Genomic DNA, 13,182 nt, shown 5'->3' on the forward strand with positions numbered 1-13,182 from the left:
GATTATAATCGTTTTTTATGAATAGTAAACAGAGCACCGAATATATAATTTTTATATTGGAAATTATTGTTTCTGTTTTAGTTTTTAAGATTGTTTTCTCTGTACATTTTTGGGCTTACTTGATGTTGCTTTCTAAATGCTTTAGAAAAGTATTTAGGATCAGAGTATCCACATTCAAAAGTGATCTGGGAGATACTCTTGTCAGTGTAAACGAGTAGGTGTTGTGCTTTTACCATTCTCTTTCGTGTTAATAGTTCGTTTGGACTTATCCCTGTCTCTGCATTAGTCTTTTTGTATAGTGATGAGTAGCTCATGTTAAGTTTTTGGGCTATCTCCTCCATGGATATTTGTCCTTTAGACATCTCTTTATTGATGATCAGTTCTAACTTATGAGTAAAACTATTGACATGGTGTTTAAATATAAATTCATGAGATGAGGAGACAGTGTTTTTTTTCTTGAAGATATAGTTCTTGATGCGTAGTTTAAGCTCTTCCGCTTCAAAGGGTTTTTGTATATAGTCATCCACCCCAAGTTTAAGGGCATCGAGCCTCTCTTTCTTGCTATGGTTGGCTGTGATTAGAATGAAGGGAATATCTTGTGTTTTGGGGTTTTGTTTTAATATTGTGAAAAGTTCTGTCCCTGTCATACCTTCCATCTGAAGGTCGCTCACGATCATGTGGAATAGTTGTGTTTGTATTTTACTTAATGCTTCTTGTCCATTGGTTGCTGTCTCAATATGGTAGCTGTCGGATAAGTAGTTGGAGAGGTATTGACGCATCTCAGGATGGTCTTCGACAATAAGAATTGATTTTTTATGGTGGTCATTATTGTGTCTTTTTTCATCGATTGTAAGCCCCATATTAGGCAAGGGAGTATGTTTAAATTGATTTAGGCTGCTACGCATCTTGTTCTGAGGAAAACGAAGGATAAAAGTCGCCCCAGCATGAGAAGGAGAAAGTTGAATGGAACCTTGATGAAGATGCATCAAGTCTTTGCATAGTGCTAAGCCAATACCGGTACCACCTTTTTTTATTCCCTGTTGGCTTTGATAGAACATGTCGAAGATACGCTCTTGTTCTTCGCTAGGAACACCACAGCCACTATCTTTAATGGTTATTTGAACCATCTGCTTTTTAGCGTTATAGGTAACTTCGATATGAATATTTCCATACTCAGGGGTAAATTTAAAGGCATTGGAGAGGATGTTATACCATACGTGTTCCATCTTCTCTTTGTCGTATTCAAAGATGTTGTCCTGAGCAAGGAAATCCATATTTAGCTGAATATGCTTATGTTTAGCTTGGTCGGTGAAAGCTTCTAATGTGTCTTGTAAGTGTTTTTCGAGATTATGATGTTCTTTATTTAATGATTCGAATTCAGACTGTCTCTCTTTGGTTGAAAGCATATTCTTGGCAATAGTCGATAGACGTCCTGCATTGTTCTTAATACCTTTTAACTGTTTTTGAATCAGAGGATGGTTGTCGAGCTGGGTTATCATCTCATCAATGGGAAGCATGATGAGAGTGAGAGGTGTTTGTATTTCATGAGACATTTTAGAAAAGAAGTCCATTTTCATCGAGAAAAACTTCTCTTTCTCATTATGTTTCCATGAGGCCAGTTCAAGCTTCTCATTTAGTAGTCTCCATTTGGTTATGAAATGAATGAAACCGAAGATGATGGCTCCAATGGTGACAACATATATGAGGATGGCCCACCATCGGAACCAAACGGGGCGTAAGATGGTGATTAGGATAGTCTTTTTCTCGATGCTTTGTCCTTCCTGGTGTTTCTCAATAATCAGTCGATATTTTCCAGCAGGTATATTGGTGTAATTAATCTCGTTGTGAGATGGGTTATTAATCCACTCTTTGTCGAAAGGAATTAATTTGTAACGATAATTCTCGTCGAAGTATCTAAGCGTATTATTGCTAGAGAAAGCAATACGCAAAGCATTCATATCATGAGGGATCAATAGTGATTCGACGGAGTTGTAACCTTTGGTTACCTGCGTAGGGATCTGTTGATTCGCTTCTTTGTTGCCGATCATCACCTGATTTACTAGGATTGGAAATGATTGATTTGGATCGTTTTTGGGATTCAATTTTTGAGGATCGATTGCAGTGACCCCTTCTTGTCCTCCAAGATATATTATTCCGTTGGCCGTATTGCTACAGTGGCTGGTGTAATGCGAGAGTACTTCAGCATGTTGCTCATCCCAACGAATGTTTGTTTTCTCTTTTAGGTCATGTCTTACAACTCCTTGTTTTGTCGAGAACCAGAGGGCCGATTGACCTTCTGCTTCAAGGGATAGAATATCTTTCTCTGGACATGCTTCTGTGCTCTTGATAGCGTTTCTTAAGTTGCCTCTCCAATGAATGACTCCTTGATTTGCGGTAGCAAAATAGAATGAGAAGTTTTTTAATTTAATCCCATCGACTAGATTAATGGCCTCTTTTTTTGGACCTTTAAGATGATGAACAATTAGCTTTTCTGGATCTCTCGGATTTTCTAAAACAATTAAATGTTTATAAGAGCCAATGATTAGATGAGCTTCACGCGTCTCTTCGATAAAAAAGACCGGATTGTAATCATGTTGAATCTCTTTTAAACTGTAAGAAGCAATGATATTCTTTTCAGGATCAATACAGTGTATTCCTAAGTTACTTCCTATCCAAATGTTTCCTAGGTGATCTTTAAAGATACAACGTATGTCTTTGATGGTGATGCCACTATTATTGACAAGTGCTATATTATGGTTCTTTCCTTCTTTATCGAGATAGCCAATACCACTTTGGTAGGTGCCATACCATATGTTTCCATCGTTATCTTCATGAATACTTTGCACATAATTTCCATTAATCTTATTGGTGCGTGTGTTTATCTGCCTCACCTTGCCTTTGTCGTTGCAATAGAGACCATAGCCATCGCTACCAAACCAAACTCTTTGTTTCTTGTCAATGAAGATGCTCAGTACACGGGTAGGGGTAGACTGTCTTCTTCCATAAAGATATTTCATTCCTTGAAGAGGGGGAGTGTAGGTGCGTACTTTCCCAAAATTGGTTATGACCCACATTACTGATGGAGTGACTTGAGAGAGAGCCACAATAGCATTACTCCCTAAGGATCGTTCGTTGTATGCTTGATGCATAGAACGAGATAGTATGCTCCCTTTAGATGAGAGCTCAATGAGACCAGCTCCATCTGTACCAATCCATATGTGTCCTCGATCGTCTTTCAGTAGGGAAAAGATAATATTACTGTCAATACGATATTGTCTATTCCTTCGTGTTTTATTATACCGAGTTAACCGACCATTATTATAGTGAAATAGTCCTTCTGTTTCTGTACCAATCCATAGGTCATCGTCTAAACTTCCAGTAGTTATTTTTATCCAACCAGGATGATGCTTTATGAGAAGTTTACTCTGTTCGAATTGGTCTTTATTGATAGACATACATACCAATTTTCTTTTATTGGTCACTCCCCAAGCAGTCCCTTTGTCGGTCATGTGGAGGTCTATTAGATAACCTAATTTCTTTTGAACAGAGTGATACCCTATATGGTGCGTTTCCATATGAAATGATATGACCTGTCCATTAGATAGGCCAAACCACATCTTGTTAGATATGATACGGAAAATGGTCACCCTAGACTCTTTGAGCTCCACTTCTACCTTAGGAAATATAGGTTCAATAATATTATCGTACAGTTTGTAGAATGATCCTTTGTTGGTTACAAGAATCAAATCTCCTTCGTTTTTCTTTTGAATGCTAACGATATTTGATTCTTGAGTGAATTGAGATAATTGTGGTGTGAAGTCAACAATCTTCGTTCCATCATATCTTAATAGTTTGTTGGCACTAAATATCCAAGTGTATCCCTTCGGCCCTTGAATAATTCCACGTGGGATTGTTCCGTAGGAACGAATGATATCGATATCTATGGACTGAAATTGAGGAGACGCATACCCATGCATTTGATACAAAAATAGTTGAATCAAAAGAATCACAAATATTTTAAGTCGTTGCTGGGGGCTCCTCATTTTATTATGCTGTTTATATGGTTTAACCTATGGTTAAATATAGTGCTCTTTAAGTGCGATTCAAAATTATTATGACCGATAGCACTATTTATATAGGGAATTATTGATCGATATAAGGAAAGTGTCCCCTGCTTTTTATATTCGCAATTCTGTTGATATATGGGATAAAAAAAGCATCTATACGCTTTGTATAGATGCTTTGATTTGAAATATTCTATTGGTGTTATTTGATCACCTCAGCATATAGATCATAGTCTGATGCTTCCGTAATTTTCACCTCTACAAATTGTCCAATTGCAAGCTCTTCCTCGCTTGAGATAAACACTTCACCATCGACATCAGGAGAGTCAAATTCTGTTCTTCCTATAAATAGATCTCCTTCAATACGGTCTACTACAACTTTCATTGTCATCCCAACTTTTGTTTCGTTATGTAGTAGTGAGATGTTTTGTTGTAGCTCCATAATTCTGTCAACACGTTCTTGCTTTACATCACTAGGAATAATGTCTTCGTAGTTATCTCCAGCATATGTGTTGTCTTCATGAGAATAAGCGAAAACACCAAGTCTTTCGAAACGTGCTGTCTCAACGAATTCACATAGCTCTTCAAAGTCCTCTTCTGTTTCACCAGGGTGACCGACAAGTAGTGTGGTACGAAGGTGAATGCCAGGAACCTCTTTGCGAATACGAGCGAGTAAGTCTAATGTCTCTTGTTTGTTGATATTACGACGCATCAATTTCAGCATATGGTCTGAAATGTGTTGCAATGCGATGTCAAGGTACAGTGATACCTTAGGTTCTTGTTGCATTACAGGTAGCAGATCATAAGGGAAGTTCGATGGATATGCATAATGAAGTTTTATCCATTCGATGCCTTCAATCTTTGAAAGCTGACGTACAAGTTCCGCTAAGCGTTGCTCTTTGTATAGATCTAAACCGTAAAAAGATAGATCTTGTGCTATTACGAGTAACTCTTTAACTCCTTTTTTTGCAAGAAGTGTAGCTTCAATTACGATATCCTCTATTGGTCTTGATTTATGTTTTCCTGTTATATAAGGAATGGCACAATAAGAACATGTCCTATTGCATCCTTCTGAGATCTTTAGGAATGCATAGTGAGAAGGGGTGGTAACGTAGCGTTGATTCTTCAAGCTCATCTTGTATTCGCCTTCTAAATCTTCGACCATCTTCTTTACTTGGAACTTACCATAGAACCCATCTACTTCAGGGATTTCTGCCATCAATTCATCTTTGTATCTCTCCGTAAGACAACCAAAGACAAAGATTTTAGATATCTCTCCACGTTTCTTCGCTTCTACAAAGTCTAAAACCGTGTTGATGGACTCCTCTTTGGCATCTAAGATGAAACCACAAGTGTTGATAGCTACAATCTCCGCATCTGTTTCATTCGAATCCGTCACTACCTCATAACCATTCGCTTCAAGCTGTCCCATAAACAACTCTGAATCAATTAGATTTTTTGAACAACCTAATGTAACAATGTTAACCTTCTTATTCATTATCAAAATCTAGATTTCCTTTTTTATAAGATCTGCAAAGAAAGATTTCTTTGTCCGATTAAACAAATCTTATGAAAGAATAAATTCTAAAATGAGAGATGACTTCTTTGTAAAAGAAGAGAATGTTGCTGAAAGGAGATGAAAAAGAGATTTAAGAGCTTTGTCACAGTGTATTTACCACACCAAATGTATAGGGAACAATATCCACGTTGTTTACCAGAAAATGTCTCACAAGCAACAAAAGATGACCATGTTATTGGAACCTAACTCTTAGATCCTATTCCAACATGCATTTGGTGTTGTTCTTTGTTTCATTCTATAACTCTTCAAATAGAGTAGGGTCTATTGTAATCCCATGATTACGAAACATACAGGTGCTGATATGGTCGTTGACCATTCCTGTTGCCTGCATCATCGAATAGATAATCGTAGGTCCAACAAATTTAAAACCTCTTCTCTTAAGATCTTTCGAAATCTTTAGTGATAGTTCTGTCTGTGTCGGTATATCTTCAAGAGTCTCAGGGGTGAGTTCAATGATCTTGAAGTCGCTCCATTGCCACCAATACTTCGCAAAAGAGCCAAACTCTTTCTGTATTTCAATAAAAGCCAAGGCATTGGTGTAGACACTTTCGATCTTTCTCCGGTTACGAATAATTCTTGGGTTGTCCATATGTTGTAAAAAGTGATCTAAACCTGATTCAACGATGGCTTGGGGATCAAAATCTAAGAATACCTCTCTATAACCTTCTCTCTTCTTTAGAATAGTGATCCAACTTAATCCTGCTTGAGCTCCTTCCAAACTGATCTTCTCGAAAAAGTCGATATCATCAATCTTTGGTACTCCCCATTCCGTATCGTGATAGGCGATATATAGGGGATCACTCCCACACCATGAGCATCGTTTAATCTCATCGGATGTTATACTCTGTCTGTCTTTAATCATAGTTAAAACCATTTCTTTGATTAAAGATACGCCTTTTCATCCAAAATCAATTAATGAACGTTACTTGTGTCCCTGAGTTAACCTCCCGATTTTTTATTGGATTTCTTGCAAAGAGATTGATTCTTCTTTTCTGTCGATAAATCTCTAGATGGAGGGAAACTGCTATTGCTACTGTTTTTTTACTACGAGCCAATTGATCTTCAAGATTCTTGACCTTATTGTGTAGTGAAGCGTTTTCTTCGGACAGGACTTTAACCTGTAACTTGAGATCATCAAGTTCTTTAAGTAATTGAGCAATTTGCTCCTTTAATGATTTGTTCTCCTGTTCTAAAAGATCGACTTTTTTGATGCCTATAAAAATCTACTCATATGGTCAGAATAGAAAAGACAACAACTAAAAGTAATCAACAAATACATCGTTATTTTATCAACACTGTACGCCAAATCAACGTATTTGAAGTTTTTATCTATTGAAACCTATCTGAAGAACCTGAGTAGTAACGTTTTTTCTTATTTTATGAAGAAGTAATGCTAATTGGATATGCGTGTTGTGTGAAAAAATCCATCTACGATACGTTGGTTTTTGGGATAAAACGTAAGTAGATGGATTTTGAATTAATGAAAGTCAAGCAATAATTTAAACCAATAATATCATTAAAAAGAACTATTTTATTACGTTCTATTTTGTTTGTATTTCGTTAAAAAACTAAGCGTAGGGGAAACTATGCTTTGATTTTCAGTCTTGTTTAAACAAAATCTATTCACAAACGTTTATAGCTCATTACATGATGTAATTGGGTTTATTATTTTTTTGTTTTACACTTGCTACAGTGTTTTCCTTCTTTACTTGCTGTTTTACAACAATCTTTTTTTGTCTTGTCGCATTTTTGACATTGCTCTCCTTTTTTTGAAGCGTCTTTACAGCAATCTTTCTTCTTTGCGCACTCTTTTTTGCTTTTGTCTTTACAACATGATTTCTTCTTGGCTTCTGGGTGACACTTTGTACATGTCTCTCCTTTATCCGCTGCAGCTTTACAACAATCTTTGTCAATAGAGATCTCTGTTGTTTGGTCTTGAGATGTTGTGGTTGTGTTGTTTGCAGATAGAGCAGTTGTTGTAAATGCCAACACTAGCAATAGAAGTAATTGTTTCATACTAAAAAATGTTTTAATCAATAATTTCGTTCTTGCACTATATTACACCAAGGTATTCCTTTTGTTTTCACATTAAAGGTTAATTAAGCTATATTGTATTATGATGTGTAAATGAATATATTAGGCTTTTGTGTGGATGGGGATCTGATATTGTCTATTTTTATCTCATCTCTAAGTGAATTGTTTATCTTTGATCTCAGTGGAAATAGATCTACTTGGATGATACTCTCTTTCAGTATACGGTTATCATAAGTATATATTGATTGTTTTAAGTCGATGCTTTGCAGATGAGTATCTTTCTTTCTATTTTGACTCTAATTTGTAAGAGTATCATGGTCATAAGTGACCAAGCATATATTTTGTCTTGGGTAAACAAGCTAGATGTTTAATTAGATCTTTCTTTATCTAAGATATAGATGATGTTGTAATCACACTTTTAAAACAATAGATCAATGAAGATATTAGAAACACCATTAAAGGATTTGGTGATTATCGAACCCAATGTATATAAAGATGATCGTGGTTATTTTATGGAGTCTTATAAGCATAGTGCATTAGAATCTTATAGTGGCGATTTTCATATTATTCAAGAGAATGAATCATTCTCCAAAAAGGGGGCTTTGCGCGGTCTGCATTATCAAGCTCCTCCTTTTGCACAAGCTAAGCTTGTTCGTTGTATTCAAGGTACAGTTCTGGACGTGTGTGTAGACATACGAAAGGGGTCGCCAACATATATGAAAAGTTTTAGTGCAATTTTGTCTGAAGATAATAAACATCAACTTTTTGTTCCTAAGGGGTTCGCTCATGGTTTTATCACGCTAAGCGATACCGCGCTATTCTCTTATAAAGTGGATGCACCTTATAGTCCTTCATCAGAAGGAGGTATTCGATGGAATGACCCAATGCTAAACATTGATTGGAAGCTTTCGAAAGATGAATTTATCATTTCAGAAAAGGATGGAGTATTGCCTTTAGTAAATGATTGGATGAGCCCTTTTGAATAGTATTGCCTTTTACGAAATAGATTTTATTCTTGATAGCCTCTATCTAAAGCCTTTTAGATAGAGGCTATTTTTATGTCTTGATTGTACATTACAGTGAATAATTAGATCCCTTTTTTTTGGGAATGAATAAAAGGTTCCCAAAACAATCATTTGGGCTACTGGTGGTAAGGTGTTGATATTGTATTCACTATAGAAACCTCTATGTTTGTGACATGAACAACTAACCCATAGAACACTGTTGTGTGGGAAGATCAGAGATGATAAAGATTAAAAATGATATAACGCCAAAGAGTATGAGAAGATTTTATGTGGGGATGGTGATCATCTTAGTTTTCGTGTTGCCTTTTATTGGAATGGCTCAAGGAAGAACCATTGAGGTAGATTCAAATAGTGAGATTATAAAGCAGTCGAGTCAGTTGTCTCCTGGGGATGTTTTAATTGTTAAGGATGGTATTTATAAAGATCTTAAGTGGATTCTTAATGTTAATGGAACTGCAAAAAATCCGATCGTAGTGAGAGCTGAAAATGGGGGTGAAGTGAAGATCTCTGGAGATGCAAAAGTAGAGATAAGAGGTTCTCATATTGTTTTTGATGGATTTATACTCAATAATGGAGCACGTATCTCTTCAGAGTGGAAATCTCATGGACCTGGATTAATTGCTATCTATGGAAGTTATAATAGGATTACCAACTGTATCGTGGATAATTTTGATAATGTAAAATCTGCATATGTGACTACTTCCTTAAATGAAAAAGGAGAGGTACCACAGCATTGTCGTATTGATCATTGCTCATTTTTGAATAAATCAACAGTGGATCAAGTGATCAACTTGAATAATAGAATACATAAAAGATCAAATACTCCAGCTCCTGCTATGTATCATAGAATTGACCACTGTTTGCTAAACAACCCTTTCAAGAAGAAGGGTAATGCAGGGGGAGGTATTCGTATTGGATATTATCGTAATGATTATGGTCGTTGTCTTGTAGATTCAAACTTATTTGTTCGTCAGAACTCAGAACCAGAGATTATTACAAGTAAATGTCAGGAGAATGTATTTTATGCCAATACTTTTATAGAGTGTAGAGGAACCATGAACTTTCGTCATGGGGATCGTCAAGTCTTATTGAATAACTTCTTTTTGGCTAAAAATGAGAAGCTTGGTTGTGGTGGTGTTTTTGTTTGGGGAAGCAAACACCTTATTGCTGGAAACTATTTTGAACTAGGATCTACGATTAAAAATAGAGGTAATGCAGCATTATATATTAACCCAGGAGCGGAGAATGTAGAGCATGCTTTGGGATTTGATATGTCGATATACAATAATCTTTTTGTTAATAACAATGGTTATGCCGTACACTTTGAACCATTAAGAGATCGTCGTGAACAGTGGTGTGCAAAGAAAAAGTATCGTTTTGAATTACCTCATGATTTAAGAATTAAGGGCAATGTTTTTTATCAAAAGAGATACTTTAAAAAAGATTTTATGTTTACAAGTCAAACAGCGGATGAGTTAGGAACCTTTGAAGGAAACTATTTTTTCGGAACTGATACAGGCTTTGAATCTAAAGTTGAAGGTATGACAGAGTATAAAATGAAGTTGAAGGACGATAAAGATGGAGTAACACAACGTCCTGATGAATTATCCTTAGTGAAGTCGGAGGAGATGCAAATCGAAGGTGTTGATTTAGATTTAGGTAAGTTGGCATCTGAGGGTATTAAAGGTGCACCATTGACAGAGTCAGAGGTTGGGCCTCTTTGGAGATAGAATTTTTAGATAGACTGTTACATATTTTTAGTTAGACCAGTTCTCTTCGGGGAGCTGGTTTTTTTTGTTTTGAGTTATAGTGTATGTATTTGGTTATTAGTTTGATATGTTTTGCGTGTGACTAAGGTTACATTTCTTTATTTTCATAGATGTTACGTTTGTATTGTATCCAAGAGAAGTAGTGCCGATACAATATAGAATTGGTATGACATGATTAAACAATAGAGTGGTTCTATTGGTTAGGTTTTTAAAATGCATGGTCTTCTTTAGTTATTTGATGTTTGCTCCCAAATATTTGATAACAATTATTGGATTGAAGTATTGTAGATACATAATTTAATAACTGACATATGAAAAAAAGAGTGTACTTATGGGTAATGCTATATTGTTTTCCCATGTTGGGTGTGATAGCTCAACAAAATAGAACACTATCCTTGGAGGAAGCACTGTCGATCTCTTATGAGAAGAATAGTACGATTAGCATTGCTTTTGAAGATTTGAATGCGGCGATTGCTGACTACAAGACAACCAATGCGATCTTTATGCCACAGGTCTCCATTGCCGAAAATTATATTTATACCAATAACCCCATGCAAGTTTTTGGTATAAATTTACAGCAGACTTCTATTACAGAAGCAGACTTTGCACCAAGTACTTTAAATAATCCAAATGCTACGGATAACTGGAATACCGAGTTCTCTGTGCAGATGCCTCTATTTAATTTAGATAAGATATATGAGCGAAAGGCTGCCAGGTCTGCAATGAATGCAAAATCTGCATCATTGCAGAGAACTTATGATCATATATCTTTTGAGGTGAAGAAAGCATACTATGCTTTACAGTTGGCTTCAGAGAGAGTTGATGTTGCTCGTAAGTCTGTAGAGACGACGGCTTCTTCACTAAGAGTGATCTCTTCCATGAAGAGGGAAGGGTTGGTTACTCAAGCCGATTTGTCATTAACGAAAGTTCATGAGCTCAAAGCAAAGAATCAATTGATTGGAGCAGAGAGCAACTTGCGTAAAGCCAATCGTTATCTTGTGTTTTTATTGAGATTAGACGAAGGAACACAAATTATTCCCTCTGATAAGATTGGCCAGATTCAAGAGGAAAAAGTACAACCAAATCTCATGATCTCCTCTACACGTCCTGATCTTATGGCTCAGAGACACTATGTGGATGCGCTTCATTATCGAGTAAATCAGAATAAGGCATCATGGATTCCATCATTGAATGCAATGGGGAGTTATTATTTAAACTCGCCTGAGATGTTTAGTGGAGCTAGTAGTAGCTATTTGGTAGGGGTCTCTTTGAGATGGAATCTCTTTGAAGGAGGAATCAAGTGGAACCAAAATAAAAAGAGTAAAGCCCAATATAAGAGAGCCCAAACCCAATTGGTACAGATGGAGGAGAAGGCCAACATGGAGTTGCATAATACTTTGGATCAAATCAAGGTGTTCGAACAGCAGGTCAAAATAATGTATGAAGCTTTTCTTCAATCACAAGAGACATACTCGATTAAATATAATCGCTATTCTGAGGGGTTAGAGAAGACAAATGATCTTTTGACCTACCAAACAGAAATGGAGCAAATGCAGTGGAGATACCTACAGGCAAGATACCAATATGCTTTAGCTAATTTTCAGTTGGAACTAATACTTAAAACCAAATAAATCATGAAGTGGACAAATATATTAATGGTCATAACCTCTTTGGTCGTACTATTTTCTTGTGGTTCAGAAAGTAGTAAGCAAAAGAGTATAGATACTGCACAAAAAGTTGAAACGATAGCAGTGAAACAATATGAGGTATTACGACCTCAAACCATCTCAGGGACAATCTCTGCTGATGAATCAGCAGACCTTAGTACCAAACTGATGGGGACGATTGAGATGTTAAAGGTTAAGCCAGGTGATAAAGTAAAAAGAGGAGCATTGTTGGTTAAGATTGAAAACAAAGAGCTACGTGCTTCATTGTCAACTGCGAATGCAGCATTAGAGCAGGTCGTTTCTAAGTTGCACTTGGAGGAGAAGAACTATGGTCGTATGACACGTCTGCTTGCAGAAGAGAGTATAACGCAAGGTGAGTTTGATAAAGTGTCGATGGAGCTTCAAGTTACTAAAGAGCAACTAACCCAAGCCAAAGCACAAGTTGAAAAGGTGAAGAGTCTACTAATGGCGAGTCGAATAGTGGCTCCTTTTAATGGGGTAATAACCAATAAATTTGTGAAGCAAGGTAGTTATGCAACTCCTGGTCATCCCATCTTATCTATAGCCAATACCAATGTATATAATGTTGTCTTCTTTCTACCTGAAGACCAATCGATGGAGCTTCATGAAGGAGAGGTTTGTGAGGTGAGTGTTAGAGATTCATCCACAAAGTTAACTGCTACAGTAACGCATATTGCTGCTACTGGAACATATCACAATGGACAAATTAGGGTGGTGGCAAAAATAGAAGAGAAGGTGTCAGAGCTGGGTGATGGTATTTATGCCACCGTGAGATTACCTAATATGAAATCTCAACAGATAGTGATACCTAAAACAGCTCTTGTTCGCTATGGTGCATTAACTGGTGTGTATAAAGTAGCAGAAAATGGAAGAGCGCTTCTTCAATGGATTAGATTAGGAGAAACATATGAGGAAAAATGGTGTGTTATTTCAGGCCTTGACGAAGGAGCTGTGATCGTGAATAATCCTTCAGTGTCTCTCAGGGATGGAGATAAGATATCTACAAATCGATTAAACTAAAAG

Annotated in this window: 8 protein-coding genes; 4 read left to right on the forward strand and 4 right to left on the reverse strand. The window is 36.5% G+C overall.

Annotated features, from left to right (window positions below; genetic code table 11):
* Positions 1 to 77 precede the first annotated feature (77 nt).
* The 4 genes from K5X82_18250 to K5X82_18265 all read right to left on the reverse strand — a co-directional run bounded on the left by K5X82_18250 (position 78) and on the right by K5X82_18265 (position 7,659).
* On the reverse strand, positions 78 to 4,001 hold the full coding sequence (locus K5X82_18250) for a response regulator (protein QZT37152.1): 3,924 nt from the start codon (positions 3,999 to 4,001) through the stop codon (positions 78 to 80).
* A gap of 265 nt (positions 4,002 to 4,266) precedes the next feature.
* Positions 4,267 to 5,562 carry a 30S ribosomal protein S12 methylthiotransferase RimO gene (gene rimO / locus K5X82_18255; GenBank protein QZT37153.1) on the reverse strand — a complete coding sequence of 432 codons (1,296 nt, stop codon included), beginning with the start codon at positions 5,560 to 5,562 and terminating at the stop codon, positions 4,267 to 4,269.
* A gap of 316 nt (positions 5,563 to 5,878) precedes the next feature.
* Entirely contained in the window at positions 5,879 to 6,484 is a 606-nt protein-coding gene (locus tag K5X82_18260) for a DNA-3-methyladenine glycosylase I (GenBank protein ID QZT39157.1), read from the reverse strand.
* Between the two features lie 824 nt (positions 6,485 to 7,308).
* Positions 7,309 to 7,659 carry a hypothetical protein gene (locus tag K5X82_18265; GenBank protein QZT37154.1) on the reverse strand — a complete coding sequence of 117 codons (351 nt, stop codon included), beginning with the start codon at positions 7,657 to 7,659 and terminating at the stop codon, positions 7,309 to 7,311.
* A 452-nt stretch (positions 7,660 to 8,111) separates the two neighbouring features.
* On the opposite strand from K5X82_18265, the gene rfbC reads away from it, so the two are divergent.
* From rfbC to K5X82_18285, 4 genes are all read left to right on the forward strand, one after another.
* Positions 8,112 to 8,663 (forward strand): dTDP-4-dehydrorhamnose 3,5-epimerase, encoded by a 552-nt coding sequence (gene rfbC / locus K5X82_18270; protein QZT37155.1) that lies wholly within the window; start codon positions 8,112 to 8,114, stop codon positions 8,661 to 8,663.
* Between the two features lie 293 nt (positions 8,664 to 8,956).
* The gene (locus tag K5X82_18275) at positions 8,957 to 10,432 is read left to right on the forward strand and encodes a hypothetical protein (protein QZT37156.1); all 1,476 of its coding nucleotides are present in this window, start codon (positions 8,957 to 8,959) and stop codon (positions 10,430 to 10,432) included.
* 350 nt (positions 10,433 to 10,782) lie between these two features.
* Positions 10,783 to 12,102, forward strand: coding sequence for a TolC family protein (locus K5X82_18280; GenBank protein ID QZT37157.1), 1,320 nt, complete (start codon positions 10,783 to 10,785; stop codon positions 12,100 to 12,102).
* A gap of 3 nt (positions 12,103 to 12,105) precedes the next feature.
* A complete protein-coding gene (locus tag K5X82_18285; GenBank protein QZT37158.1) occupies positions 12,106 to 13,179 on the forward strand; it encodes an efflux RND transporter periplasmic adaptor subunit in 1,074 nt (357 codons plus the stop codon).
* The last annotated feature ends 3 nt before the right edge of the window (positions 13,180 to 13,182 follow it).

This window comes from Prolixibacteraceae bacterium (genome assembly GCA_019856515.1).
In the GTDB taxonomy this organism is placed as follows: domain Bacteria; phylum Bacteroidota; class Bacteroidia; order Bacteroidales; family Prolixibacteraceae; genus Halosquirtibacter; species Halosquirtibacter xylanolyticus.